Below are 26,464 nucleotides of genomic sequence, written 5' to 3'. Positions count from 1 at the left end.
CCTACCGTCCCTCCCGGCCGCCCCCGCCGAGGGCCACCGTGCGCTTCGCCTCCTCGACCGCGAACCCGGACCCCGCGTCCGGGTCGCGCCACAGCTCTTCCGTGGCGAGCGCGTGGGCGCGCACCCGGGGGTCGGGGTCCGTCGCCGCGGCGTCCAGCACCGGCAGCATCACCTCCCCGAGCGCGACCAGCGCCCGGCTGAGGCTCAGCCGGGTCTCGTGTCCGCCGCGCCCGAGCTGGGCCGCCAACGATACGGCCAACCCGTGCTCCGCACCCTCGGGCACCAGCACGACCGCCGCCCGCCAGGCGCACCTGGCCACCTCCTCGTCGGCGTCGGCCAGCAGCGCCGGGGTGATCACCGGCCAGGCCCGCCGGTCCCCGATCTTGGACAGCGTGTGCAGCGCCTGGCTCCGTGCCCGGGCACGCTCCGAGCGGACCTCGTCGAGCAGCGCCGGCACCGTCAGCGCCGCCGGGTGCCGGGTGAGCGCCCAGGTGAGCAGCTCGCGCACGGAGAACTCCGGTTCGACCGCGCACCGCTCGACGAGCGTGCCGACGGACCCCTCGTCCGGGCTCGTGCCGACGGCGAGTGCCGCCCGGAGCCGGACCGACGGATCGCCGTGTCCCAGCCCGCGGAGCGCCGCCCGCACCGTGTCCGTGTCCTCGTTCGTGCTGGTCATCGGGACCACCTCCTCGGACCCAGTGAAGGGCTTGTCACGGTGTCAAGGTCAAGCGGAACCGAAAGTCCGGTCTTACGGTGAAATACGGGGCTTGTCCCTCCCGTCTCACCGTGCCCGCGAGGCGGTTGCCACCCGAAGGAGCCCGAGTCATGGCCAGCAGTGCTACCGGAGTCGGCCCCACCACCCGGGGCCCCGAGCGCTACCCGCACGCGAGCGGGTGGACCATCTTCGCCGGGGTCATGCTGATCACCGCCGGCATGATGGCGGTCTTCCAGGGGACCGCCGCCATTCGCAAGGACGGTCTGCTCATCGTCACCCGCAGCTACGTGTACGCGATGAACACCGAGGGCTGGGGATGGATCCACCTCATCCTCGGGGTCGTCGTGATCGTGGCCGGGGTGGCGGTCTTCAGCGGTTCCTTCTGGGCGCGCGTCGTCGGGGTCGTCGTGGCGGGGCTGGGAATGCTCGCCAACTTCCTCTGGCTGCCGTACTACCCGCTGTGGGCCGTCGTCCTGATCGCGATCGACGCCCTGGTCATCTGGGCGCTGTGCGTCGGCAAGGTCGAGAACGCCGGAGGGGTCGGGAGCGTCGGACGGGCCGGGAGTGTCGGAGGGGCCGGGAAGGAGGCCTGATCCGGCGTCACCTGGTCCGTCGGGCTCACCCGGTGGGTCCGCGCGGTGGTTCAGGCGGTCCGCACGCTCGCATCGGCGCCGCGAAGGGCGGGAGTCGCCCAGGTTCTACGGCTGCCTGGCCGTCGGCTCCGGGCTGTGGGGTCCGGAGCCGCTCCGGGGCGTCACCAGCATCCGGATGTCGTCGGCGGCCCACAGGACGAACCGTTCGACCGGGACCACCCGGTGGCCCGGCTCCGGCCGGAAGCGGAAGCGCCTGAGCAGGACGGCCAGCAGCACCAGGGCCTCCACCCTGGCAAGCGCGGCCCCCTCGCAGCTGCGCGGCCCCAGGCCGAACGGGATCCAGGCCAGCCGCGGACGCCCGGCCGACTCCTCCGGGGTGAACCGCTCGGGCCGGAACCGCTCCGGCTCCGGCCAGTAGGCGGGGTTCAGGTGGACCGCCCAGAACGGGTAGAAGACCACCGCCCCGGCGGGGACCGTGTACCGGCCGACGGTCAGCGGGTCGGTGGTCAGCCGGGCGCCGTAGGGGCCGGGCGGGTAGCGGCGCAGCGACTCCCGCAGGGCCATGTCCAGGTAGCGCAGGCGGTGCAGGTCGGCGTACTCCGGCGCGGGGCGGTCGCCGAGGACGCGGTCGAGTTCCGCGGTGACGCGCTCGGCCGCCGCCGGGTGCCCGGCGAGCAGGTGCAGGGTCCAGGAGACGGCGACGCCGGTGGTGTGGTGGGCGGCCAGCAGCGTCGCGAGGACGGTGTCGCGGATCCGCGCGGGGCTCTCGCCGGCCTCGACGAGGGCGCCGATCAGGTCGCTGCGGTCGCCGGGGAGGCCGGGGCGGTGCGCCGCGATCACCCGGTCGACCGTGCTCCGCAGGTGGGCGAGCGCTTGGGCGGTCCGTTCGGCGCGCCGCTCCGGGGCCTGCCCTGACGGGACGTGGTAGAGGCGTTCCAGGTAGTCGGTGAGCACCACCTCGAAGGCCTCGACCACGCCGTCCGGGTCCTCGGCCACGCCGGTTGGGTCGTCGACCCCGCCGGTCGGGTCCTCGGACCCGCCGCCCAGGGCGAAGGCGCGGATCATCCGCAGCGAGACACCGGTGAGTTCCCGCTGGAGCCGGACGGCGTGGTCGGCGGGCAGGGCGGCCCAGCGGTCGGCGAGCCCGGTGGCCAGGGAGGTGAAACGGGCCAAGTGCCGTTCGTGCGAGGGCCGTCCGGCCAGGGTGGTGAGCAGCAGCCGACGCCACGGGGTGTGCTCCTCGGCCGGGAGCGTCTGGAGGTTGCCCGTCTCGAACAGCGGGTCCAGGAACGAGAACAGCCGCCGCGGCCGCTCGTCGAGGTGGGCGGTGGCCTCCAGCAGCACCGGATCGGCGATCGACACGGCGGTCTCGGCGCCGGGCAGCTGGAACCGTACGACCGGTCCGTACTCGGCGTGCAGCCACAGCTGGTAGGCGTGCAGGCCGCCGGCCCGTGCGACGGCGCCCGTCCCGCCGTCCGGGCGGGGCGCGGGACCGGGGATGTTCATCGGACCTCCTCGGGGCGGCCCGATGGATTCGCCCCGACGGATTCGCCGAGCCGGACGCGCCCCGCCGGATTCTTCCCGCACCGGGCCGCGGGCCGTCGGCGCAACGCCGCCCCCGCGGCCGGGAGCGGAAACCATTTGGCGACCAGCCCGGGGAATCTTGTATGGTTCCCAACGAATCATCCAGAGGGGTGGAGGGACCGGCCCTACGAAGCCCCGGCAACTCCCCGTTCGACCCGGCGTCCGAAGTACGCGCCGGTGCCGTCCGGGGTCAGTGCCAACTCCGGCCTGCCGCCAATGTGGCGCGGGAAAAGATGAGGAGACACGGTGCTCTCTGTGCTGTCCTTCGCCCGGGCGCTTCCCGCCCCGGCCCTTCCGCGTACCCGTCTCGTGCCCGGCGCAGGCTATCGGCCGACTTCCCCGGCCCGTCCTCGCTGATCCCCCCCTGCTCCCCGCCAGGAGCCGTCCGTGAGCGGAACCCACCCGCCGCTCACGGGCATTGAGACTGGAGTACCCACCCATGGACAACACGAGCGGCGTCGGCGTGCTCGACAAGGTCACCTCGATCCTCGGCATCCTGGAGGCCGGGCCCACCACCCTGGGCGGCCTGGTGAGCGCGACCGGCCTGGCCAGGCCCACCGCGCACCGGCTGGCCGTCGCGATGGAGCACCACCGCCTGGTCAGCCGTGACCTGCAGGGCCGGTTCACCCTCGGCCCCCGGCTCGGCGAGCTCTCGGCGGCCGCCGGCGAGGACCGCCTGCTGGCCGCGGCCGGCTCGGTCCTCACCCAGCTGCGCGACCTGACCGGCGAGAGCGCCCAGCTCTACCGCAGACAGGGCGAGATCCGGATCTGCGTGGCCGCCGCCGAGCGGCTCTCCGGCCTGCGCGACACCGTCCCGGTCGGCGTCACCCTGCCCATGAAGGTCGGCTCCGCCGCCCAGATCCTGCTCGCCTGGGAGGAGCCCGAGCGCCTCCACCGGGGCCTCCAGGGCGCCCGCTTCACCGCCACCGCGCTGAGCGGCGTACGGCGCCGGGGCTGGGCCCAGTCCATCGGCGAGCGCGAGCCCGGCGTCGCCTCGGTGTCCGCCCCGGTGCGCGGGCCCTCCAACCGCGTGGTGGCCGCCGTCTCCGTCTCCGGCCCCATCGAGCGGCTCACCCGGCACCCCGGCGCCCAGCTCTCCCGGGCCGTCCTGGAGGCGGCCGAGCACCTGACCGACGCGCTGCGCAACGTCTGACCCGCCCTCCTGCCCGCACCGCGCGGCGCCAGACGGGGCCGTGCGGTGCGGAGGGCGGCCGCTACGGGCGGACGGTGAGCACCAGCTTCCCCACGACCCGGCCCGTCTCACCCTCGGCGTGGGCACCGGCGGCCTCGGCGAGCGGGTACGTGCCGGAGACGTGCGCGCGCAGCTGCCCGGACTCGGCGAGGGCGGCGATCGCCGCCATGCCTGCCTGGTCGTGCTCGACGATCATGGTCTTCGCCGTCACGCCCAGCTCGGCGGCGCGTTCGGCCAGGCCCTCCAGGCCCTGGGGCAGGATCGACACCAGGACGCCGCCGGGCCTGAGCGTCTCCAGCGAGCGCAGCCGGTCCTCCCCGCCCAGCGGGTCGAGCACCACGTCGATGTCGCGGGCCTCCTTCACGAAGTCCGCGGTGCGGTAGTCGATCACCTCGTCCGCGCCCAGGCCCCGGACGACGTCGTGCTTGGCGGCGGACGCCGTGCCGATGACGTACGCGCCGCGCGCCTTGGCGATCTGTACGGCGACGTGCCCCACGCCGCCGGCCGCCGCGTGCACCAGGACCCGCTGCCCGGGCCGGACCCGTGCGGTGTCGACGAGGGCCTGCCAGGCGGTGAGCGACACGAGCGGCAGCGCGGCCGCCTCGACGTGGCTCAGTGCGGCGGGCTTGGGCACGAAGGCCCTGGCGGGGCCGGTGACGTATTCGGCGTGCGCGCCGGCGCCGTGCGGGTAGGGCAGCATGCCGAACACCTCGTCGCCCGGGGCGAGGAGCGAGACGCCGGGGCCGACCGCCTCGACGGTGCCGGAGACGTCCCAGCCGAGGGTGAACGGGGGTTGGCCGAGGAAGTAGCCGTGCCGGCGGTGCTTCCAGTCGGTGGGGTTGACCCCGGCGGCGTGGACGGCCACGAGGACCTGGCCGACGCCGGGTTCGGGGCGCTCGGCCTCGGCCTGGTGGAGGACGTCCGGGTCGCCGAGGGTGGTCTGGGTGATGGTGCGCATGGTGTTCCTGGTCATGGATCCAGCCTGCGGCACGGCCCTGACCTGGGAAATGGCAAGATTGCCAAAGAACGATAGAATCATGCCATGGCTGCGATCGAACCCCGTGACCCCGGTGACCGGCCGCCGCACCGGGTCGTCGTCCTCGCCCTCGACGGCGTCTACCCCTTCGAGCTGGGCATCCCCAACCGGGTCTTCCCCGGAGTGCCGGGGGCGTACGAGGTGGTGACGTGCGCGGCGACGGACGACCGGACGGTCGGGACCGACGCCGACTTCACGATCACCGTCGGGCACGGGCCCGAGGCGCTGGAGAGCGCCGACACGGTGATCCTCCCGCCGTACGACCTGCGCCACGTCACCGCCGAGCTGCCGGAGCCGGTGCGCGCGGCCCTCGCCCGGATCCGCCCCGGCACCCGCCTGGTCTCCATCTGCACCGGCGCGTTCGCGCTGGCCGCCGCCGGTCTGCTGGACGGGCGCCCCGCCACCACCCACTGGTCCGTGGCACAGGTCTTCCGTCGGATGTACCCCCAAGTCGCCCTGGACCCCGACGTGTTGTTCGTCGACGACGGCGACGTGCTCACCTCGGCCGGCGCCGCCTCCGGGCTTGACGTGTGCCTGCACGTGGTGCGCTCGGACCACGGCAGCGCCGTCGCCAACCGGATCGCCCGGCACTGCGTGGTGCCGCCCTGGCGCGAGGGCGGCCAGGCCCAGTACATCGAACAGCCGATGCCCCCGGAGGGCGCCAACGGCACCGCCGCCACCCAGGCCTGGGCGCTGGAACACCTCGACCGGCCGCTCGCCCTGCGGGAGCTGGCCGCGCACGCCCGGATGAGCCCGCGCACCTTCGCCCGCCGCTTCCACGAGGAGACCGGGACGAGCCCCGGCCGCTGGCTGATCCAGCAGCGGGTGCACCGTGCCCGCCACCTGCTGGAGACCAGCGACCTCCCGGTCGACCGGATCGCGACGGAGATCGGCTTCGCGACCGGAGCGTCCCTGCGCCAGCACCTGCACGCCGCGATCGGTGTGACCCCGCAGGCCTACCGCACCACCTTCCGCCTCCGGGGCGGAGCCCCGAGCAGGGCCTGAGCCCCGCGCTCCGGTCAGGTGCGGGCGAAGCGGTCCCGGGCCGACCTGAGGATGTCCATGCTCGCCGCCCTGTTCGCCGCCGCCGTGGTGATCCTGAACAGCGCCTCTCGGTAGGGAGTGAAATCCCCGTAGTCCGGGTCCCCCTCGAAGACGTGTTCCGTGGTCCTGATCCCCTCGTGGTACAGCACCTCGGGGACGTCGGGGGATCGGAACTCCAGGCGGGTGAGCGAGCCGACGGCGATGGGCAGGGACTGCTCCAGGGGAACGACGCGGATGCGGATGCCGGGCTTCTCGGCCATCCGGAGCAGATGCTCTATCTGCTCCACCATCTGCGCGGCGTCCCCGACCCTCCGGTGCAGCGTGCTCTCGTCGAGCAGGAACACCGAGCTGGTGTCGGAGGCGAGGAATCTGCGTTGCCGCTCCATGCGGAGCGCCACGCGCGACTGGAGCGCGGCCTGGGAGGCGATGCCGCTCTCGTCGTGGTGAAGGGCCGTTCTCTCCGCGAGTGCCGTGCCGTACCGCTCCGTCTGGAGCAGCCCCGGGATGACGGTGGCCTCGTAGACGTGCATCCACTCCGCCACGGGTTCGAGGGAGAGCAGCCGGGACAGCGCGCCGGTCGGTCTGCCGTCGTACTCGCTCCACCATTCCCGGGCCTCCGCCTCGGTGCGCAGCCGACGCAGTTCATCGCGCTCGACCGCCGGAACGCGGTACAGGTCCGCCAGGAGTTCGAGGAGTTTCGGGCTCGGGAGGCCGACCCCCCTCTCGAATCGGCTCAACCGGGATGCGGACAGGGCGAGTTCACTGGATGCCGTGGCCAGTGCCAGGCCGAGGGAGTGGCGTGTTCTGCGGAGGCGGTTCGCGAGGGCGAGGGCCGCCGCGGTCGGACTGCCTGCCGGAACGTCAGGGGACTGCGGGGCCGGGTCGGAACCGGAGGGTGCGGTCTTCGGGTGCCGTGCCGCCTGCCCGGCGTCCCGCATTCCACCGGCCACCGGCTCCGGTCGTTCGGCCGTCCGCGTCGCCGAGAGCCAGAGCCGCCTGAGCGCTTCCCGCCCGGGTTCGTCCAGGTCCAGTGCGGTGGCGAGCGAGCGGAGGACCTCCCACCCCGGCAGCGTCTCGCCGGAGAGCGCCCGGCTGACCGTCGAGGCGTTGACGCCGGCCCGCCGCGCCAGCTCGCGGATCGACACGCCGGATTTCCCGGCCAGTGCCGCGAGGTGGCCGGACAGGTCGGTCGGCAGTCGTCCGCCGGTGTCCGGTCCTGGACCCGCGGCATCGCCGGTCCTGAGTTCGGCCGCCGTCTCCCGGCGCAGGGTGATCCAGTTCCGGCGGTCCCCGTGCCAAGCCTCCACCAGGGCGGCGAGTACGGGCTCCGAGGGCAGTCGGGTGCCGGCGAGTGCCGCGTAGACGGTCGAGAGGGGAACGCCGGTGCTCCTGTGGGTCTCGGTCGGGGTGAGGGGCGAGGCCCGCTGGAGGGTGCGGAGTTCCTCGGCGAACAGCGCGAGCGGGTTCGGTTCGGTGTCGCCGGCCTGCCGCTGCTCCAACTCTCGTTCCCCCGGCTCGACATGGACCATCCGGCACCCCTACTCTCGGTTTGCCTCGCAACACGCAACACGCTGCGAGGTGGTGTCGCATGCTCAGGTTACTTTTCCGGAGGCCGGCTTGTTGTCCACCGTGGTTGTGCTCCGCACCCTGCTGGCCCTGTGCCTCGCGGGTTTCGTGAGCGTCGGAGCATATGGGGTGGCGCGGTGGTCCGGCGAGGACCGCCGCAAGGCGGCGGTCTGGGCGGCCTGTAGCTATCCGGTGGCGCTGGGGATGCTCTTCGCCATCATCGACCAGCTCCGCAGAAACTGAGCAGTCCCCTTGGACGGAGCCGACCGGGCCTGCCACGTGCACCGACAGCGGGCTGCGTGGGAAGTCGGCGGGCCGACTTCCCACGCGGGGCCTCCGGGCGGCCGAGCCCCCCGGCCCGGCCGGCCGGAGGCGGGTCAGGCGCCGGCGGAGGCCAGCCGGGCGTGGCGGCGGGCGGCCGCCTCGGCGGGGTCCAGCACCGGTACGGCGGCCAGCAGGCCCTTGGTGTAGGCGTGCTGGGGGGAGTCGTACACCGTGGCGGCGTCGCCCTGTTCCACGATCCGTCCGGCCCGCATCACGGCGACCCGGTCGCTGACCTGCCGGACCACGGCGAGGTCGTGGGCGATGAAGACCAGCGCGAGGCCGAGGTCGCGCTGCAACTCGCCCAGCAGATCGACCACCTGGGCCTGGGTGGTGACGTCCAGCGCGGAGACCGGTTCGTCGCAGACGATCAGCCGCGGCTCCGGTGCGAGCGCCCGGGCGATGCCGACCCGCTGCCGCTGCCCGCCGGAGAACTCGTGCGGGTAGCGGTGGTACCAGTCGGGGTCGAGCCCCACGCGTTCGAGCAGTTCGCCGACCCGGGCGCGGATCCGGCGCTCGTCGGTCTCGCCGTTGATGCGCAGCGGGTCGGCGACGGACTCCCCGATGCTGCGGCGCGGGTTGAGCGAGGACACCGGGTCCTGGAAGACCATCTGCAACTCCCGCCGGAGCGGGCGCAGTTCCTTGTCCCCGAGCGCCCCGATGTCCCGACCGCGGTAGTGCAGCCGGCCGCCGGTCGGCTCCAGCAGGCGGACCAGCATCCGCCCGAGCGTGGTCTTGCCGGAGCCGGACTCGCCGACGACGCCCAGCGTCTCGCCGGCCCGCACGGTGAGCGAGACGCCGTCCACCGCGGTGACGGGGGCGGCGCGCCGGCCGAGTCCGCCGCGGGAGGCGAACTCCCGGCGCAGGTCGGTGGCTTCGAGCAGGACGTCCCCGGTCGGCCCGGTCGGCCCGGTGGGCTTGGCCGGCTCGCGCGGAGCGCCGGGCGCGTCGACCCGGGGCACCGCCGACAGCAGCGCGCGGGTGTACGGCTCGCGCGGCGCGCCCAGCACCTCGGCGACGGGGCCGTGCTCCACCGCCCGGCCGTCCTTCATCACCAGCACCCGGTCGACGCTTCCGGCCACCACGCCCAGGTCGTGGGTGACCAGGACCAGCCCGGCCCCGGTCTCGGCGCGCAACTCGTGCAGCAGGTCGAGGATCTGGGCCTGGACGGTGACGTCCAGCGCGGTCGTCGGCTCGTCGGCGACGATCAGCCGCGGCTCGCAGGCCAGGGCCATCGCGATCAGCACCCGTTGGCGCATGCCGCCGCTGAACTCGTGCGGACGCGAGCGCGAGCGCCGCGCCGCGTCGGGGATGCCGACGCGGTCGAGCACCTCGACGGCCCGCGCCCTGGCGGCCCGGCGGGAGGCGTCCCGGTGGACCCGGACGACCTCGGCGATCTGGTCGCCCACCGCGTAGTACGGGTCGAGCGCGGAGAGCGGGTCCTGGAACACCATGGCGGCCAGTCCGCCGCGCAGGCGCCGGAGTTCGGCGCCCTCGGCGGTGACGGCGTCGACGCCGGCGACCCGGACGGTGCCGCCGATCCGGGCGCCGGTGCCGCGGTGCAGGCCGAGCAGTCCGTAGGCGACGGTGCTCTTGCCGGAGCCGGACTCGCCGACGATGCCGTGGGCCTGTCCGGCCTCCAGGGTGAAGCCGACGCCGTCGACGGCGCGGACGTGGCCGTCGCCGACCGGGAAGTCGACGACCAGGTCCCGGACGTCGACGAGACTCCCGGCCTCGACCGGGGACGCGGGGCTCATGTCAGGACCACCCTTCGGTCGGTCACCGCGTAGAGCACGTCCGCGATGACGTTGGCGAGGACCACGCAGAACCCGGTGACGAGGGTGAGGCCGACGACCGTCGGCAGGTCGATCAGGCCGACCGAGGTGACCAGCAGCTTGCCGAGCCCCGGGAGGCCGAAGAGCGACTCGGTCAGCACCGCGGACCCGAACATCGTCCCCAGGTCGATGGCGGTGAGCGCGATCACCGGGGTGAGCGCGCCGCGCAGCGCGTGCCTGGTCACCAGGTGCCGCTCGCTGACGCCGTACGCCCGGAAGGTCCGGATGTGGTCGTCGGCGAGGGTCTCCAGCATGGAGGAGCGGGTCAGCCGGGCGTACTTGGCGGACTCGATCAGGGCGAGCGAGACCCAGGGCAGCAGCAGGCCCCAGAACCACTGCTGGGGGTCCTCGGTGAGCGGCACGTAGCTCGGGAACGGCAGCCACTGGAGCTGGGCGCAGAGGACGATGAGCAGCACCAGGCCGATGACGAAGACCGGGACGGAGCCGCCGGCCAGCGTCAGCGCGGTCAGCAGGCGCTCGCTGAGCCGGCCCCGGCGCAGTGCGGAGAGCAGCCCGGTGCCGACGCCGAGGATCAGCCAGAGCACCATCGCGCCGAGCGCCAGTGAGGCCGTCACCGGGAGGCGGGCGGTGATCATGTCGGTGACCTGCTCGCCGCTGCGGTAGGAGACGCCCAGGCAGGGCGCTGGGCAGTGCAGCAGGCCCGTCCCGGCGCTGAAGTCGCGGCCGGCGACGATGCCCTGGAGGAAGTGGGCGTACTGGAGGTAGACCGGCGCGTCGAGGCCCAGCCGTTCGCGGACCTGGGCGACCTGGGCGGGGCTGCACTTCTCGCCGCAGGCCAGCTGGGCGGGGTCGCCGGGGGCGATGTAGAAGACCGCGTAGACGATCAGGGAGAGGGCGAGCAGGACGCCGAGCATGCCGGCGGCCTTGCGGAGCAGGAAGCGGGTCATGCGGTGGCCTCCTCGGCGGTGGTCTGCTCGGAGGCGGTCCCCTTGGCGGCGCTGTCCCCGGCGGCGGCCTGCCCGGCGGTGCCGTCCGCGGTGGCGGCCTGCCCGGCGGTGGCGTCCGCGGTGGTGCCTGCCGTGGCGTCCTTGGCGGTGCCGCGCGCGGTGCCGACCCGCAGCCGGGAGGCCGCGCGCGGGTCGAGTTCGGTGCGGACGGCGTCGCCGAGCACGGTGAAGGCGAGCACGGTGACGAACAGCAGCGCGGACGGCAGCAGGACGTACATCGGGTCGGCGCGGAACCAGGTGGTCGCGCCGGAGAGCATCTGGCCCCACGAGGAGGTCGGCGGCTTGACGCCCACGCCGAGGAAGGAGAGCCCGGCCTCGGCGATGATGTTGGAGGGCAGCAGCACCGCCGCGTAGGTGATGACCGGTGCGGCCAGCGAGGGCAGCAGCTCCCGGCGGGCGATCCGCCAGCGGCTCGCGCCGGCGAGCCGGGCCGCGGACACGTAGTCGAGCTGCCGGAGGCTGAGCGTCTGCGCCCGGACCACCCGGGAGGTGCCGGCCCAGCCCAGCAGTCCGATGACCAGGGTCAGCAGGAGCGGGCGGGGGAAGCCGGGCGGCACGACCGCCATCAGCGAGATGGCGAAGACGAGCGAGGGCAGCGCGAGCATCACCTCGGTGGTGTTGCCGATCAGCTGGTCGACCAGCCGGTTGCCGAGGCCGGCGGCGAGGCCGATCAGGACGCCGAGGGTGACCTGGACGAGGGTGGCGCCGACGGCGACGAGCAGCGAGATCCGGGCGCCGTGGACGAGCCGGGCGAACACGTCGCGCCCGGTGCCCGGTTCGACGCCCAGCCAGTGGTCGGCGCTGACGCCGCCGAAGGAGCCGGTGGGCACTCCGCCGGCCGCGGAGTCGAGCAGGTCGTTGTGGTAGCTGGTGGGGTCCTGGCCTTCGAGCGCGCTGAGCAGCGGTGCCGCCGCCGCGACGAGGGCGAGCAGGACGATGACGAGGGTGGCGGCGAGGGCGGCGCGCCGCGCGAGCAGCCGCCGCCACACCTGCCGTCCCCCGGGCGCCGGGGAGGAGGTGAGGGCCTCCCCGGCGCCGGGCTTCTGTGGAGCCATGGTTGTCCGACCGATCCGTCCGGTCCCGTCCGCTACTTGACCGCGACCTGGGAGATGTCGAGCACGCCGGTCCAGTCGCTGATCACGATGTTGCGGACGTCCTTGCCGGACAGCCGCTTGTAGACGGGGTGGTACAGCGGGACGGTGAGGGCCTGCTCACCGATGCGCTTGTCCAGGGCGCCCCAGCGCTTGGCGGCCTCGGCGTGGTCGGTGATCTTGTTGATCTGGTCGATCTCGTCGTTCACCGAAGGGTCGTTCAGCTGTGCGGAGTTGAAGTTGTAGCCGTCGGTGACGATCTGCCGGCCGTCGAAGATCGGCGCGAGGAACGGACCGCCGGACGGCCAGTCGGCGCCCCAGCCGCTGAGGAAGAGGCCGGGCTCGGTGGCGACCTCGTGGACGGTCTTGGAGTACCGGGTGGAGTCCAGGGCCTCCAGCTGGACGGTGATCCCGGCCGCCTTCAGGCCGTCCTGGACGGCGGTGGCCAGGTCCGGGCCGTAGCCCTTGCCCGCGGCGGTGGAGTGGGTGAGCGTGATGGTCAGGCCGTCCGGGTAGCCGGCCTCCTTCAGCAGCTCCCTGGCCTTGTCCGGGTTGCCGGTGGCGCCGGCCGGGAACGGGTCGTACGGCGTGTACCCGAAGGTCTCCTGGCTGGGCAGGTAGGTGGTGGCGGCCTCGGCGAGCGAGGAGCCGCCGGCGGCGTTGACGACCGAGGTGCGGTTGATCGCGTAGGAGACGGCCTGGCGCACCTTGGGGTTGTCGAAGGGCTTCACCTTGGGGTTGAACGCCAGGTAGTTGGTGAAGCCGAAGTGGCCGGTGCCGACGCGGGCGGCGAGCGCCTTGTCGTCCTTCACCTGGGCGAGTTCGGAGGGGCCGAGGTTGGTGTCGGTGGTGACGGCGGCGGCGTCGGCCCCGGTGCCGGTGGTCAGCCGCTGGTTGATCACGGCCGGGTCGAGACCGGACTGCACGTCGACGGTGTCGGGGTACGCCTTGCGCTGGTCGTCCGTCGCCGAGGACCAGTTGGGATTGCGCTTGAGGACGATGTGGGCGCCGTCGTTCTCGTTCTTCTCCACCTGGTACGGGCCGGAGGAGACGGGGTGGTCCTGGTACTTCGCCCCGGTGTCCTTGGCCTTCGGGACGGGTGCGAACTGGGTCTGGGTCGCGAGGTACGGGAAGTCACCCTCGGGCTTGTTGAGGCGGAAGACGATGGTCTTCTCGTCCGGCGTCTCGATGGCGTCCAGGGTGCGGCCTTCCTTGTACGGGCCCTGGTAGTCGGCGGCGCCGACCAGCCAGTCCCTCAGGAACGGCGCTCCGCCGGAGAGTTCGGGGGCGAATGACCTTTCGATGCCGTACTTGATATCGGCGGTGGTGATCGGCGAGCCGTCCTCGAACTTCAGGCCGTCCTTGAGGCGGTACGTCCACACGGTGGCGCCCTCGGAGGGGGTGCCGGTGTCGGTGGCGAGGTCCGGGACGACCTTGGTGCCGGCCGCGCCGTCGACCCGGTTGCGGGTGGTGAGGGTGCGGAAGACCAGGGAGGGCACGTTGCCGCCGCCGGAGGTGTAGAGCCGTGCGGGGTCGAACTGCTCCTGCGGGAGCTGGTTGAGGACGGTGAGGGTGCCGCCCTGCTGCGGTGCGGCGTCCTTGCCGGTGCCACCACCGCCGTCGGCCTTCGGCCCGCACGCCGCCAGTCCGACGACGAGTGCGACGGTGACGGTCGCCAGGGCGAGGCGGCGAGGGGTGAGGGTGGTGGTTCGAGACATCGGAAAGGGAGCCTTTCGCTACCGATGGTGTACGGAGGAAGGCGGGCGGCAGTGAGGCTTTGAGGGGAGTGAGCGGCACCGCGCCCGCGGAAGGGGCGACGCCCCGAGGCGGCGATCACCGCAACGCTTCGGGACAGGCGGATTCAGCGACAGAGATTGTCGGAAACGCAGTGCGCGGCCACGCCGATCAGCGCCAGCTCGATGGCGGCGCACTCGATCGGGTGACGGTCAGACATGCCGAGAAGACTGTATGACGTTAAGCAAAATGTCAAAACTCTGGACATCGCCCGGTTGTCGCCGGGCGGATTTCCCTGCCCGGCACGGGGAGATCCCGAGGAGGAGGGCGGAGAGGAGGGGGGAAACGCGGGGAGTCGGGTGGGTGAACCGCCTCCGTCGGGATTCGTCGCCCCGGGCGAAACCCACGGGGCAGGTCCGGCACCGTGACGTAGGGCCCCCTTGCCACCGTCGTGGTGGGGCGCCCGGGTGGATCTTCGTTGCCGAGTGCTCGACAATGGTCAACTGGGGTTGACCGAAGGACTTTTGGTCCATCAGTCCGTCCGGTGACCAGGGGGAGGGGTGCGGCGTGGAGCCGAGGGTGCGGGTGGCCGGCCTGGTGGCTGACGCCGTGGCGATGGCGGGCGCTGACGCGCCGGCGGTGAGGACGGGGGAGCACGGGGGAAGTCGGCCGGTCCGACGTCCGGTGCACGGTACCTGCGGGGGCCGGGCCCCGTTCGTGGCCCGGGGCCCGCGTGTGCCGGATTGTCCAAGGTACGGGCGCGGAGCTTGCGCCCGAGCGGAGCGGGTAGGAGGCGGGTCGTGTCCCCAGGGAGGTCCGATGACCGGCCGAGTGGTCTACGCGTCGTTCGAGTTCCAGTTCCCGCTGGGCGGTGTGCGCGTGCTGAACCAGCAGGTCTCGCTGCTGCGGGCGGCCGGCGTCGAGGCGTTCCGCTGGACGCCGACGCCGGGGTTCCGCTACACGTGGTTCGACGACGACGTGCCGACGCTGTCCGGGATGACGCTGGACCTGGGGCCCGATGACGTGCTCGTGCTGCACGAGGTCAGCGTGCTCCCGGGGCACGACCCGGCGCCGGGCGGCCGCAAGGTCGTCTACTCGCAGGGCCACTACGTCCACTTCCTGACCTGCCCCGAGCCCGGACCGTACCCGGGCTGGTCGTCCGAGCCGGCGCTGTGGACGGTCTCGAAGGCGGGCGTCGACATGCTCCGCCGGGCCCTGCCCGGGTACGAACCGCACCTGGTACCGAACGTCATCGACACCGATTCGTTCCGGCCGGCCACGACCGGGCGGGTCCGGCGCATCGCGTGGATGTCCCGCAAGCGTCCGATCGAGAGCACGCTGCTGCGCCGCCTGCTGCACGCCGACCCGCGGTCCAGGGACGTCGACCTGTACGACATCCACTCGGTTCCCCACGAGGAGGTCGCGCGCGTCCTGTCGGAGACGTCGGTGTTCATCGCGCTGGGAGCGCCCGAGGGCGAGGGCTTCGGGCTGCCGCCGGCCGAGGCGATGGCCAGCGGCTGCCTGGTGACCGGATACGCCGGTGGCGGCGGAGCGGAGTTGTTCGACTCGCCGTCCGCGTGGCGGATCCCGGAACTGGAGACGGACCGGCTGGCGGACCGGGCCCTCGACCTGCTCGACCTGCCCGGCCACGAGGAGGTACGGCGGGCGGGCCGCCGGTGGGTCGCCGAGCGGTACACCGCCGAGGCCGCCGTCCAGGCACTGATCGAGGGCATCCGCAAGGCCCGCGCTCTCCCCGGCGGGGCGGCGACGGCCACCCATCCGATGGCCTGGATGGAGGAGTTGCTGAGGCACTTCCCGGTGCCGCCGGAGGCGTACGCCGAGGTGGGGCGGCCGGCCGCCTCCCGGCTTGACCGGCCGGGTTCAGCGGGCTGATCCGGCCGGGAGGTTCTTCCCGCTCCCGGCGGTCGAGGGGGCGAAGGCGGCCCGCACGATGCGCTCGCAGACCGGGTTCATGGTCGCGGCCTTGGCGTCGGTCGCGTTGACCGAGTAGACGAGGGTGCGGGACAGGTCCCTGGTCGCCGCGATGAGCGTGCTGTACCCGGGCCGTTCTCCGGTCTTGAGCCAGAGGACCCGGCCGCCACCCGTGTCGAAGCGTTGCAGCCCCGCACTCATCACCGCGCCCTCGACGTCCGGAGCGGTGAACATCTCCTTCTCCAGGAGGGGTTGGGGCACGAGTTCGCCCCGGAACAGCGCGAAGAGGAACTTCTCCAGGTCGGCGGTGGTGGAGATCATGTCACCCGCCGCCCACCGGTCCGACATGTTCCACTCGGTCGCGTCCACGACCGTGCCGTCCGCCAGCTTCTGGTAGCCCCGGTTGTGGGCGCCGTGGATGCGCGGGTCGGGCCCCTCGGGGAACGAGGTGTGCCGCATGCCGGCCGGGCGGAAGACGCGTGCCTGCGCCTGGTGGGCGTAGGAGTCGCCGGTGATCCTCTCGATCAGCATGCCGAGGACGGTGTAGTCGATGTTGGCGTACCGCTGCTTCCGGCCCGGGCCTTCCCCCGGCCCCCGGTAGGGGCCCTGGGCGACCGAGGCCGCGACGACCTCCCCGGGAGTCAGGGTCCTGAAGCGGTTCTCGTACCCCTCGGCGTTCTCCGGGCCGAGGGAGGAGCCCGGCTGGAGACCGCTGGTGAACGTCAGCAACTGCCGTACGGTGACCGGCTCGAAGGCGTCGCTCAGCAGGCCCGGCAGGTACCTCTGGACGGTGCCGTCCAGATCCACCCGGCCCTCCGCGGCGAGTTGCAGCACGATGGCCGAGGTGACCACCTCGGTGGTGGACCCCGCCCGGAACCGGGCCTCTTCCAGGGCCTGGCGGCCGCTGCCCAGGTCGTGCACCCCCGCGCTCGCGTGCCAGATCCCGTGGCCGCCGACCCGGACGAGGGCCGCCGTCGCGTCCGCGTCGGGCAGCCCGCGGAGAGCCGCCTCCAGTGCCTTCACGTCCGGGGCGGGTAACTGGCCCGCCGTCGTCTGCGCACCGGGCGTCGCGGCCAGGGCGGGCGATGCGGCCGGCGGGCCGGCACCGAGGCCCAGCGCGAGGACGGCGGCCAGGGCGGTACGTCGGCGGATCTTCACGGGCACTCCGTCGGTAGGGGCGGGCTTGTTCTTGCGGAGCCCGTCCTGCCGACCGCGCGGACGCCCCGGATCACCGCCCGGGAGGGCGCCGACCCTGGCGGCACCTCTGGTCAACCATGCCTCCTGGCAAGGGTGTTGTCGGGGTTGCCCCCTAGGTGGTCCGCTCCGGAGGCTTTCGGGTAAGTGGGCGGGACGGCTCCACGGTGCTCCGGCTGTGGATCTCGATGGCGTCAGGCGTCAGGATGGTGCCCATGACCGGTGAACCCTTGCAGGTGTCCCTCGATGAGCTGCGCAGAGCCTTCGACGTGCTGATCCGGCACGTCGAAGGCGCCACGGCGGGCGGTGCCGTGCCCCTGGACAAGGACTACTTCTGGTCGATCCCGTCCGACGAGCAGTACGACGTCCTGAAGGCGCCGGGCGAGCTGACGATCGGGCGGCTCACCGAGTCCTGGCAGCATCTCCAGGACCTGCTCGCCGACGAGGACCGCGCCCTGGGATACCACCTGGTGTGGCTCGCCGACGTCCTGCGGGCGATCGGCCAGGACCTCACCGCGTAGTCGACGACCGGTGTCGGCCGGCAGCCGTCCGGACTTCCGCCCGGGCGCGCTCACGGTCGACCGGTGGGGGTCGGAACCGGACCGGGGCCAGCCGGACGTGCTCCTGCCAGGAGTCCTGCCAGAACTCCACGGTCCAGCCGGGCCATCGCTCCGGCATTTCGTACGCTTCGGCCACCGCCCCGAGCACCCACCAGCCGACCCGGCGCCGCAGCGGATCGATGTGCATGCCGGCATCGGCGGACACCCGGCACATGCCGTGGTCGGGGCCGCCCGACAGCCGGTCGAGCAGTGCGGCGCCCTCCCGGACCGGGTGGTCGGCGACGTTCGCCACCACGTGGCAGTGGTCCGATCCGACGGTCACCACCGCAGCCATCGGCTCGGGGTCGGCCAGTTCCTCGTCCTCCGGTTCCAGCAACGGTCCGCGGCAGGTGCCGCGCACGCGGTCACGCACGTACTCCGGGTCCAGTCCCAGGTAGGTCCGCAGTTCGGCGGGGCCGTCGTAGGCCCACCGCACGTCCCACCCCGGCCACGCCTCCCGCAGCAGGTCCAGGGTCGCGGCCCGGTACCGCATCACGGTGCTCGGCCCCTCCCAGGCGAACAGCAGCAGCACCTTCCGGCCGAGGTCGAGCAGCGCCGCCCCCTGGCAGTGCACGTCGTCCAGCCACCAGTCGTCCACCCCCAGGCCTTGGACCATCGAGAGCGTGTCGACAGGCCCCGCCAGCAGGTCGAGGTCGAGGCCCACCGCACCCCAGCGGGAGAGGTACAGCTCGTACTCCCCGCTTTCGCGGACAACGACGAAGTTCGCACGATCGGCCATCCGGCCAGGATGGCGGGTGCCGACAACCGGATGCCACCCGATTGACGTCCCCGTGGGCCCTGCGGGGTCACCGTGCCCGAGGTCCGGGAGAACCGTCAGGCCGGGTCACGGTCGCCGCCGACAGGCCGGCCGTGCCGTTGGGGGAGCGCTCCGGGGCGGGCCGGGAGGTGAGTGGTTCGGGCGTGACGGCCGGCGAAGGCGTGGGCGATGAGCGGGTGGTGCGCGGGAAGTCGGCGGGGTCGACTTCCGGTGTGGGGGAATCGGACGACGGCACGATGGCATGCCGTGTGACGGTGACCGCAGCCCATCGAAGGCAGGGGAGAAGAAGGAACGACAGGTGCAGGACGTCAGCATCAACGCGACGTTGGGCGGGTTGGCAGGGGCTATCGGCTCGCGGCCCCGATCCCTCGGCCGGCGCACGGTGGGGCGGAGGATCGGGGCCGCGCGGGAGGGGGCGGGCTACCCACAGGAGGACTGGGACAGGCTGCTCGACCTCGACCGGACGGTGATCCCTAAACGCCTTCGACGATGCGGAAGTCGCGCTCGACGCCGTCGGACAGGACGAGCAGCGCCTGCTGGTAGGCCTCGCTCGCGTGGGTTGCGACGGCCTGCTCGAAGCTGTCGAACTCGATCAGGACGACGCGCTCGGCGACGCCGTCGTCGTGGGCGACGGTCTGCCCGCCGCGGACAAACACCCGTCCGCCTCCCGCCTTGACGGCCGTAGCGGCCAGCTCGTTGTAGGCGGCCAGCTTCTCGGGGTCGGATATGGTGCGGTAGGCGCTGACCCAGTAGCCCTTGGCCATGAGAACCTCCAGTGTTCGGAAAGTGCGCGTCTGACGCCGGAATCACTGCTGCGGGCGAGCGTACCCCTACCCCTGCGGCAACAGCGGACCAATGTGCTCCCACAGGCCGTCATCGACCTCCCGGGGCCGACGTGTGCTCTTCGCTTGGTGTACTCGGAGAGCCTTGACAGCGGCAATTTGAGCGACCGTCACACCTCGTAGAGGTACTCCTCGACCTCGGCGATCAGGCCGTCTTCGAAGCGGAAGTACACGCTGGCGTGGACCCGGCTCTCGGTGCCGTCCTTGGCGACCAGGTGCAGGATGTGCTGCTGGAGCACCTCTCCCGGCTTGTCGAACCGGCGCACGACCTCGAAGCGCAGCGAGTCGAGGGCGGCCAGGAACGTCGCGATGTGCTCCACCCGGGCGTCTATCGTCCGCACGCCGATTCCGTCGTTCTGCCACACCGTGGCGTCCGGCGTGCAGAGCTTCCGGAAGCTCTCCAGGTCGCGTGTCTCCAGGAGCCGCAGGCTGGCGTCCACCGTCGCGCCGAGGTCGTGTCCCATGGGTGTCTCCGTCCGATAGGGGGTTCAGAGCAGGCCGAGGCCGCGCAGGTCGGTGATGTACTTGTCGGCCACCTCGGCCGTCAGCCTCGGTACGTCCTTGTCCGGCCCGATTTCTGCCGCCCGTACGGCCTCCCGAAACCTCGGGGCCGGCACGGGCCGGTCCCGGCCCGGACGCTCGAAGGCGTGCAGCAGTGGCAGCACCGAGTGGGCGCGCTGCCGTTCCGGCAGGCCGCGCACCGCCGTGGTGAAGCGGGCGAACCAGTCGCGGTAGTTGTCCACGCGCCGGATCGGGTGGCCCGCCTCGATCAGCCAGTCCACGAAGGTGTCCAGCGAGGCGCCGTCCTGGTGCGGGTTCGACGCGTTGTACGTCCGGTAGCCGTTCCCGGCACCGAGCGAAGCGACCGCCTCGGCGAGGAAGTCGACCGGCAGCCCGTCGAGGTGCACAGGAGTGCCGCCGTGGAACGAGCGCGGCGCGATCCCGGTGGCCACGATGCTCAGCAGCAGCCGGGTGAGCACGTCGGGCACGTTCAGCTGCCCCGGGTAGGTGCTGTGCGGGAGGATCATGCCCGACCGGAACGTGGTGACCGGCAGGCCGTACCGCTCGTGCGCCTCCCGCAGCAGCACCTCGCCCGCCCACTTGCCGGCCGCGTACCCGTCGGCGTAGTTGCCGTCGAGGCCCCAGCGCGGGATGGCTTCCCGCACGTCGGCGTCCTCGTCCAGGGCGGACGGCCCGGCCGTGCCGCGCACCGCCACCGTGGACAGGTAGTCGACCGGCTTGATCCGTCCGGTGAGAGCCAGCCGGATCAGTTCGGCGGTGCCCGCGACGTTGGGGCCGAACAGCTCGGCGTACGGCAGCACGTGGTTGACCAGGGCGGCCGGGTGGACGATCAGGTCCACCGACTCGGCCAACTCGCCCCACACCGCGGGCTCCAGGCCCAGACGCGGTTCGGCGAGGTCCCCGGCGAGGACGGTCAGCGTCCCGTCGGCCGCCTCCCGGTACGCCTTCGACGCCTCGCCCCCGTCGTCGCCGAAGGCGCGGGCGAGCCGGTCGGCCGCGTCCGAGTCGGTGCGGCCCCGGACGAGGCAGACCAGCCGACCCCCTGAGGGCCCGAGCCGGCGCAGCCACTCCAGGCAGAGGAAGCGCCCGAGGAACCCGTTGGCGCCGGTGAGCAGCACGGTCCCGGGCGACGCCGCCGGAGTGGGCGGCCCCGGTACGGCGGCCAGGGCCGGGGCGTCGATGAACCGGTCCGGGGTGAGGTCGCGGGCCCGGACCTCCGTCGCGCCCGCGCCGTGCACGGAGGCGGCGGTGGGCCGGGCCGGAGCGGCGTCGGCGCGCCGGGCCTCGACGTAGGCCGCCACCCCGGCCAGGTCGGTGGCCGGGCCGATGACGACGCCGACCGGCACCTCGACGTCCAGCACCTCCCGGAGCAGCGTGCTGAAGGACAGCGCGGACAGCGAGTCGCCGCCCAGGTCGGTGAACCGGGCGCCCGGGTCGGTGCCGGCGTCGGCCCGGCCGAGGACGGCGCGCACCGCCAGGGCGACGGTCTCCCGGACCGGCAACGCGCCGCCGGTGCGGCGCAGTTCGCGCAGCTGCCGGGCCTGCTCCTCGGCGAGTTCGGCGTAGCGGCGCTCCAGGGCCTCGCCGTAGCGCTCCACGAGCTTGGGGCGCATCAGCTTGTGGCTGTCGGAGAGCAGGCCGTTCGCCGTGCCGAAGGGTTCGGTCTCGACCAGGAAGTCCCGGGGCACCTCGTACGGGTGGAGCCGGCTCTCCCTGGCCGTGCGCCGCAGTTCGCCGTCGAGCAGCCGCTTGAGCGCGCCCTGGTCGCCCTGGCTGTGGGCGACCGCCTCCGGGGTGGGCACGACCACGGCGAGCAGGTGGGAGCGCTCGCTGTTGCCGTACACGAAGACCTGCCGGACCAGCGGGCTGCCCAGGAAGACGCCCTCCAGCCGGGAGACGGTGACGAACTCGCCCTGGGACAGCTTGAGTACGTCCTTGGTGCGGCCGACGTAGACCAGCCGGTCGGGGGCGGGTTCGGCGAAGATGTCGCCGGTGTGGTAGTAGCCGTCCTGGTCGAAGACGCCGGCGGTGAGCTCGGGGCGGCGGTAGTAGCCGGGGATGGCGGCGCTCGTCCTGAGCAGCAGTTCGCCGCGCGGGTGCGGCAGGTCGGTGCGGTAGCAGCCCAGTTCGGGGACGTCGACCAGCTTGTAGTCGAGGACGGGCGGGTGCTGCACCACGGTGTCGAGCAGCACGCCGCCGGCCTCGGTGGAGCCGTAGCCGGTGTACAGGTGCAGGCCCAGACAGGACTCGACGAACTCCGCGACCTCGGCGGACAGCGGCGCCGTCCCGCAGAAGGCCTTCGCCACCCGCCCGCCCAGGACGGTCTCCCGCAGGTGCTGCTTCACGGCCGCGTCCAGGTCACCGGCCGCGTCGAGGGCGCCGGGCTCACCCGGCTCGCCCGACTCGTGGGCCCGCCGGTCGAGTTCGCCGCGGTACTGCTGGAAGAGCATGTCGCACACCCGCGGCACCATGGTCAGCTCGGTGGGCCGGACCAGCGCGATGTCCTCGAACAGGCAGGACAGGTCGCTCCTGGCGGTGAAGCAGCCCAGGCCGCCCCTGGCGAGGGTGCCCAGCACCGACATCCGGCCGGCCTGGTGGCTCTGCGGCATGTAGTGGACGACGACCGACGGCACGTCGGCGGGCCCGTAGACGAACCCCCACCAGGCGTTGCGGGTCAGCCGCTGCGGGTACATCGCGCCCTTCGGGGCACCGGTGCTGCCGGAGGTGTAGAGGAGCAGGGCCAGCGTGTCCTCGCCGGGGTCGGGGACGCGCAGCGGGGGGTCCGGCAGCAGCGCGCCGCGCCCGGTCAGCTCGGTGAGCAGGTCCAGGACGGCGGCGCTGCCGGCCTCGGCCAGCCGGCGGCCCGCGGCCTCCAGGGCCTCGCGGTGGGCGGGCAGTTCGGGGTGGCGGTCGAAGACGACGAGGCGGCGGACGGACGGCTGCCCGAGCAGCGCGGCCACGGCGGTGTCCAGCCGTTCGACGCTGCTGGCGAGGACCACCGGCTCGGTCTCCGCGACGATCGGGGCCAGCTGCGAGAGCGGCGCGCTGGCGTGCAGCGGCACCGCGACCAGGCCCAGGTGGACGCAGGCGAGGTCGACGGTGGCGTAGTCGGTGCTGCTGAAGCCGAGCACGCAGATCCGCTCGCCGGGGGGCAGCCGGTACCCGGGCTCGTGGGCCCAGGCCCCGGCGAGGGCCCGCACACGTGCCCACAACTCCCGGTAGCTGATGGTGTCGTAGCGCGGGAGGAGCCGCCCGGTCGCCGTGTCGCGGGCGCGTTCGCCGAGGGCGGGCCGGTCGCCGTAGGCGGCCATGACGGTCGCCATGATCTCGGCCGGGCTGGTGGCCGGATCGGCGAGCGCGGCCCGGACGGCCTCCGACTGGCCGGTACCGCCCACCGCGTCCTGGCCCGTCGTGTCGGGACCGGTCGTGGCCGGGCTCACCAGGCGACCGGCAGGGTTTCCGCCCCGCGGATCAGACGCTCGGTCCGCCAGCTGATCTCCTCCGCCGGCACCGCCAGGTGCAGGCCGGGCAGCCGGCGGACCAGCGATTCGATCGCGGTGCGCAGCTCCATCCTGGCGAGCTGGGCCCCGAGGCAGTGGTGCACGCCGTGCCCGAAGGTGACGTGCGGGGCCGGGGCGCGGTGGAAGTCGATCCGGTCCGGCTCCTCGAAGACCTCGGGATCCCGGTTGGCCAGGCCGAGTTCGGCGACCACCGCGTCGCCGGCGCGGATCTTCTGCCCGCTCAGCTCCAGGTCCTCCAGGGCGATCCGGGTGAAGCCGGCGGTGGCGCTGATCGGGACGACGCGGGAGAGCTCCTCCACGGCGGCGGGGATCAGGCCGGGGTCGGCCACCAGGGAGCGCCACAACTCGGGGCGGCTCAGCAGGGTGTAGACGAAGTTGCCGATCTGGTTGGCGGTGGCCTCCTGGCCGGCGGAGAGCAGGCTGACCCCGAGGCCGACCAGCTCCTCCTCGGTGAGCCGGCTCTCCTCGCCCTCGACGGCGGCGAGTTCGCCGAGCAGGTCGGGGGTGGGCTCGGTCCTGCGCTCGGCGACCAGGGCGCCCAGGTAGTCGTTGAGGTGCCCGCGGTCGCGGTTGGACAGCTCGGGGTCGGAGAGCGTCAGCAGGCCGTCGACCCAGGAGTTGAACCGGACGCGGTCGGCGACCGGCACGCCGAGCAGTTCGCAGATCATGGTGACCGGGAGCGGCCAGGTCAGCGCCGTGGTCAGGTCGGCCGGCGAGCCCGAGGCGATCATGGCGTCCAGCAGCTCGTCGACGATCTCCTGGGCGCGCGGGCGCATCGTCTCGACCCGGCGGAGGGTGAACGGGTTGGCCACCCGGCGCCGGAGCCTGGTGTGCTCGGGCGGGTCCATGCTCAGCATCGACGTGCGGGGGAGGCCGGCCGAGACGGTGCGGGGCACGTGGTCGCCCACCGCCTCGGCCCGGCTGAACCTCGGGTCGGCCAGCACGGTGCGGACGTCGGCGTAGCGGCTGACCAGCCAGCCGTCGCCGCCGAACGGCAGACGCACCCTCAGCACGGGCTGTTCGTCGCAGACCTCCGCCAGCTCCGGGTCGATGTCGAGCCGGTGGGTCGGGCCGAACGGATAGGCGCGGGGCCCGTCGTCCGTCGCGCTCATGTTGTCTGTCCTTCCGGTCCCGGGGGCGCTCACAGTGCCGCGAGCCGCCCGCCGTCGATGACGAGGTTGCTGCCGGTGATCCAGGAGGCGCGCGGGGACACCAGGAACCCCACCGCCTCGGCGATGTCCTCGGTCCGCCCGATCCGGCCGAGCGGGATGCCCTCGGCCCAGTCCGCCTCCCCGGTCGTCCCGAGGTAGTCGGCGATCCCGTCCCTGGCCTCGTCCGCGCCCGGCGTCATGACGTTCCCCGGGGAGAGCGCGACGACCCGGATGCCGTCCGCCGCCAGTTCGGCCGACAGCCCCTTGTGGTAGACCTCCAGGGCGGCTTTCGCGGCGGCGTAGTGCAGGATCACCGGATAGGACGAGGTGGTGGCGATCGAGGACATGTGGACGATGACGCCGCCGCTCCCGCCGGAACGCATCGCGGGCACCAGCGCGGAATTGAGCCGGACCGCGGCGAGGAAATTGATGTCCATGGTGAACTGCCAGTCGTGCTCGATGTCCAGCGCGCTCTGGAACGTCCGGCAGCCGCCGGCGTTGTTGACCACGATGTCCACGCCGCCGAGGATTTCCAGCGCGGTGCCGGCGAATTCGCGGACGCCGTCCGCGGTGCTCAGGTCGGACGGCACGAAGGTGGAGCCGGACGGGGTGTCCTCGGTCGGCTTGCGGGCGGTGGTGACGACGGTGGCGCCGTCCGCCAGCAGCTTCCGTGCGATGGCGGCGCCGATGCCGCGGCTTCCGCCGGTGACCACCGCGCGCTTCCCCGTCAATTCGCGGTCCATTCCGGTGCGTCGCCTTCCCCTGGTCGGAAATCCTGTCCGCGACGCTTTCCGGCAACGGGGGTGCATGGTCCGGTGTCGATTCGAAAGGGCGGCGCGGAACCACTGCGGACCACTATCCGCGACCACCTCGGACATGGTCAAGACGATTGTGTCGATGCAGTGCATCGCCTTGAGCGGTGCACCAGGCGGTGCGGGTTCGCGTGCGCGTCCCACTGGACTCCCGGATCGGCGGCGCCGATATAATCCCCGATTGTCGACGGTACGGGCGCGGAATATTCGTCCGAAGGAACTGGCGGCGTGGTTCGCAGGAAATCGACGGGGGAATCCTGAATTCAAACGAAAGTGGGAGGAACAATGGCGGGTTTGGGAGAGCCGTTCACCGTGGGTGGCCTGACGGTCCGGAACCGGATCGTGATGGCGCCGATGACCAGGATGAAGTCCCCCGGAGGGGTGCCCGGCCCGGACGTCGCGGAGTACTACGCCCGCCGGGCCGCGCACCAGGTGGGGCTGATCGTCACCGAGGGCACCTACGTCGACCGCCCCGCCGCGCGGGCCTACGACGGGGTGCCGGACTTCCACGGCGAGCAGGCGCTGGCGGGCTGGTCCCGGGTGGTGGCCGGGGTGCACGCGGCCGGCGGCCGGATCATCCCGCAGCTGTGGCACACCGGCGTCCAGCGGCCGGGCACCGAGCCGCCCGCCGAGGGGCCGTCCGGGATCGGACTGGACGGCAGCCCGACGGGGCGGGCCATGACCTGTCGGGACATCGACGAGACGGTGGCCTCCTTCGCCCGCGCCGCCGCGGACGCCCAGCGGCTCGGCTTCGACGGCGTCGAGGTGCACGGCGCGCACGGCTACCTGATCGACGACTTCCTGTGGAGCGGCACCAACCGCCGCACCGACGGCTACGGTGGCGACCCGGCCTCCAGGGCCCGGTTCGCGGCCGAGATCGTGCGGGCCGTCCGCGCGGCGGTCGGCCCGCGGTTCCCGGTCTTCTTCCGGCTCTCCCAGTGGAAGGTCGACCACTACGACGCGCGGACCGCGGAGAGCCCGGAGGAGCTGGAGCAGCTGCTGACCCCGCTGGCCGAGGCGGGTGTGGACGTCTTCCACGCCTCCACCCGGCGCTACTGGCAGCCCGAGTTCGAGGGCTGTGAGCTCAACCTGGCGGGCTGGGCGCGCAAGCTCACCGGCCGTCCGGCGGTGACGGTCGGCTCGGTCGGGCTCGACCGCCAGTACGGCGAGGGCGTGTTCAGCGAGGGCTTCACCAAGCCGTCCGGGCTGACCGGCGTGGAGGGCCTGCTCGACCGGTTGGAGCGCGACGAGTTCGACCTGGTCGCCGTCGGCCGGGCGCTGCTGGCCAACCCCGACTGGGCGGAGCGGGCGCTGAACGGCGGGCTGGACGGGGCGGTGCCGTACGACCCGTCGGTGCTGGCGGCCCTCAACTGACCGCAGGTACCGACGAGGCCGGGCCCGCAGCACTCGCTGCGGGCCCGGCCTCCTCGCGCG

23 protein-coding genes and 1 riboswitch are annotated in these 26,464 nt (G+C 73.1%); of the genes, 7 read left to right on the top strand and 16 right to left on the bottom strand.

Features of this window, described 5'->3' with window-relative positions; translation table 11 throughout:
- Position 1 precedes the first annotated feature (1 nt).
- A complete protein-coding gene (locus tag ACZ7C5_RS30270) occupies positions 2-676 on the bottom strand; it encodes a HEAT repeat domain-containing protein (protein ID WP_470323859.1) in 675 nt (224 codons plus the stop codon).
- A 149-nt stretch (positions 677-825) separates the two neighbouring features.
- Between ACZ7C5_RS30270 and ACZ7C5_RS30265 the strand changes: the two genes are divergently transcribed.
- A complete protein-coding gene (locus ACZ7C5_RS30265; protein ID WP_470323858.1) occupies positions 826-1,308 on the top strand; it encodes a DUF7144 family membrane protein in 483 nt (160 codons plus the stop codon).
- Positions 1,309-1,413: 105 nt separating this feature from the next.
- On the opposite strand, the gene ACZ7C5_RS30260 is transcribed toward ACZ7C5_RS30265, so the two are convergent.
- Positions 1,414-2,814, bottom strand: coding sequence for a cytochrome P450 (locus ACZ7C5_RS30260; protein WP_401088352.1), 1,401 nt, complete (start codon positions 2,812-2,814; stop codon positions 1,414-1,416).
- Positions 2,815-2,987: 173 nt separating this feature from the next.
- Positions 2,988-3,132: riboswitch (SAM riboswitch) on the top strand.
- Positions 3,133-3,331: 199 nt separating this feature from the next.
- Here ACZ7C5_RS30260 and ACZ7C5_RS30255 point away from each other — a divergent pair.
- On the top strand, positions 3,332-4,045 hold the full coding sequence (locus tag ACZ7C5_RS30255; RefSeq protein ID WP_188297559.1) for an IclR family transcriptional regulator: 714 nt from the start codon (positions 3,332-3,334) through the stop codon (positions 4,043-4,045).
- A gap of 61 nt (positions 4,046-4,106) precedes the next feature.
- Here the strand turns inward: ACZ7C5_RS30255 and ACZ7C5_RS30250 are convergent, their stop codons facing one another.
- Entirely contained in the window at positions 4,107-5,057 is a 951-nt protein-coding gene (locus ACZ7C5_RS30250; RefSeq protein WP_401088350.1) for an NADP-dependent oxidoreductase, read from the bottom strand.
- A gap of 69 nt (positions 5,058-5,126) precedes the next feature.
- Here ACZ7C5_RS30250 and ACZ7C5_RS30245 point away from each other — a divergent pair, with 69 nt between their 5' ends.
- Complete coding sequence (locus ACZ7C5_RS30245; protein ID WP_470323857.1) at positions 5,127-6,125, top strand: GlxA family transcriptional regulator; 999 nt, start codon at positions 5,127-5,129, stop codon at positions 6,123-6,125.
- A gap of 14 nt (positions 6,126-6,139) precedes the next feature.
- Here ACZ7C5_RS30245 and ACZ7C5_RS30240 read toward each other — a convergent pair whose 3' ends face one another.
- The gene (locus ACZ7C5_RS30240; protein ID WP_401088346.1) at positions 6,140-7,693 is read right to left on the bottom strand and encodes a Scr1 family TA system antitoxin-like transcriptional regulator; all 1,554 of its coding nucleotides are present in this window, start codon (positions 7,691-7,693) and stop codon (positions 6,140-6,142) included.
- Between the two features lie 91 nt (positions 7,694-7,784).
- Between ACZ7C5_RS30240 and ACZ7C5_RS30235 the strand changes: the two genes are divergently transcribed.
- The gene (locus ACZ7C5_RS30235; protein WP_188297556.1) at positions 7,785-7,973 is read left to right on the top strand and encodes a hypothetical protein; all 189 of its coding nucleotides are present in this window, start codon (positions 7,785-7,787) and stop codon (positions 7,971-7,973) included.
- 134 nt (positions 7,974-8,107) lie between these two features.
- Here ACZ7C5_RS30235 and ACZ7C5_RS30230 read toward each other — a convergent pair whose 3' ends face one another.
- From ACZ7C5_RS30230 to ACZ7C5_RS30210, 5 genes are all read right to left on the bottom strand, one after another.
- Positions 8,108-9,808: an ABC transporter ATP-binding protein gene (locus tag ACZ7C5_RS30230; RefSeq protein ID WP_470323856.1), complete on the bottom strand. Its 1,701-nt coding sequence runs from the start codon at positions 9,806-9,808 to the stop codon at positions 8,108-8,110.
- Positions 9,805-10,794 (bottom strand): ABC transporter permease, encoded by a 990-nt coding sequence (locus tag ACZ7C5_RS30225; protein WP_401088342.1) that lies wholly within the window; start codon positions 10,792-10,794, stop codon positions 9,805-9,807. The genes ACZ7C5_RS30230 and ACZ7C5_RS30225 overlap by 4 nt, the downstream gene beginning before the upstream one ends.
- Positions 10,791-11,909 (bottom strand): ABC transporter permease, encoded by a 1,119-nt coding sequence (locus ACZ7C5_RS30220; RefSeq protein ID WP_401088340.1) that lies wholly within the window; start codon positions 11,907-11,909, stop codon positions 10,791-10,793. The genes ACZ7C5_RS30225 and ACZ7C5_RS30220 overlap by 4 nt, the downstream gene beginning before the upstream one ends.
- 32 nt (positions 11,910-11,941) lie before the next feature.
- The gene (locus ACZ7C5_RS30215) at positions 11,942-13,663 is read right to left on the bottom strand and encodes an ABC transporter substrate-binding protein (RefSeq protein WP_401088338.1); all 1,722 of its coding nucleotides are present in this window, start codon (positions 13,661-13,663) and stop codon (positions 11,942-11,944) included.
- A gap of 143 nt (positions 13,664-13,806) precedes the next feature.
- The gene (locus tag ACZ7C5_RS30210; RefSeq protein ID WP_317620150.1) at positions 13,807-13,899 is read right to left on the bottom strand and encodes an Ms4533A family Cys-rich leader peptide; all 93 of its coding nucleotides are present in this window, start codon (positions 13,897-13,899) and stop codon (positions 13,807-13,809) included.
- 599 nt (positions 13,900-14,498) lie between these two features.
- On the opposite strand from ACZ7C5_RS30210, the gene ACZ7C5_RS30205 reads away from it, so the two are divergent.
- Positions 14,499-15,572, top strand: a complete 1,074-nt coding sequence (locus ACZ7C5_RS30205; protein ID WP_401088336.1) for a glycosyltransferase — start codon at positions 14,499-14,501, stop codon at positions 15,570-15,572.
- Here the strand turns inward: ACZ7C5_RS30205 and ACZ7C5_RS30200 are convergent.
- Positions 15,561-16,769: a serine hydrolase domain-containing protein gene (locus tag ACZ7C5_RS30200; protein ID WP_470323855.1), complete on the bottom strand. Its 1,209-nt coding sequence runs from the start codon at positions 16,767-16,769 to the stop codon at positions 15,561-15,563. The genes ACZ7C5_RS30205 and ACZ7C5_RS30200 overlap by 12 nt on opposite strands.
- A gap of 251 nt (positions 16,770-17,020) precedes the next feature.
- Here ACZ7C5_RS30200 and ACZ7C5_RS30195 point away from each other — a divergent pair, with 251 nt between their 5' ends.
- Positions 17,021-17,326 (top strand): hypothetical protein, encoded by a 306-nt coding sequence (locus tag ACZ7C5_RS30195; protein ID WP_470323854.1) that lies wholly within the window; start codon positions 17,021-17,023, stop codon positions 17,324-17,326.
- Here ACZ7C5_RS30195 and ACZ7C5_RS30190 read toward each other — a convergent pair.
- From ACZ7C5_RS30190 to ACZ7C5_RS30165, 6 genes are all read right to left on the bottom strand, one after another.
- Complete coding sequence (locus tag ACZ7C5_RS30190) at positions 17,316-18,143, bottom strand: hypothetical protein (RefSeq protein WP_470323853.1); 828 nt, start codon at positions 18,141-18,143, stop codon at positions 17,316-17,318. The genes ACZ7C5_RS30195 and ACZ7C5_RS30190 overlap by 11 nt on opposite strands.
- 512 nt (positions 18,144-18,655) lie before the next feature.
- Positions 18,656-18,946 (bottom strand): DUF1330 domain-containing protein, encoded by a 291-nt coding sequence (locus ACZ7C5_RS30185; protein ID WP_401088328.1) that lies wholly within the window; start codon positions 18,944-18,946, stop codon positions 18,656-18,658.
- Positions 18,947-19,134: 188 nt separating this feature from the next.
- The gene (locus tag ACZ7C5_RS30180) at positions 19,135-19,488 is read right to left on the bottom strand and encodes a nuclear transport factor 2 family protein (RefSeq protein ID WP_470323852.1); all 354 of its coding nucleotides are present in this window, start codon (positions 19,486-19,488) and stop codon (positions 19,135-19,137) included.
- A 24-nt stretch (positions 19,489-19,512) separates the two neighbouring features.
- Complete coding sequence (gene car / locus ACZ7C5_RS30175) at positions 19,513-22,986, bottom strand: carboxylic acid reductase (protein WP_470323851.1); 3,474 nt, start codon at positions 22,984-22,986, stop codon at positions 19,513-19,515.
- On the bottom strand, positions 22,983-24,179 hold the full coding sequence (locus ACZ7C5_RS30170) for a cytochrome P450 (RefSeq protein ID WP_470323850.1): 1,197 nt from the start codon (positions 24,177-24,179) through the stop codon (positions 22,983-22,985). Before ACZ7C5_RS30170 ends, car begins: the two co-directional genes overlap by 4 nt.
- A 29-nt stretch (positions 24,180-24,208) precedes the next feature.
- Entirely contained in the window at positions 24,209-24,961 is a 753-nt protein-coding gene (locus ACZ7C5_RS30165) for an oxidoreductase (RefSeq protein WP_401088320.1), read from the bottom strand.
- A gap of 354 nt (positions 24,962-25,315) precedes the next feature.
- On the opposite strand from ACZ7C5_RS30165, the gene ACZ7C5_RS30160 reads away from it, so the two are divergent.
- On the top strand, positions 25,316-26,404 hold the full coding sequence (locus tag ACZ7C5_RS30160; protein ID WP_401088318.1) for an NADH:flavin oxidoreductase: 1,089 nt from the start codon (positions 25,316-25,318) through the stop codon (positions 26,402-26,404).
- Positions 26,405-26,464: the final 60 nt, after the last annotated feature.

The sequence above is a fragment of the Kitasatospora sp. NPDC036993 genome (genome assembly GCF_055607525.1).
This window is presented reverse-complemented; position numbering and strand designations above follow the sequence as displayed.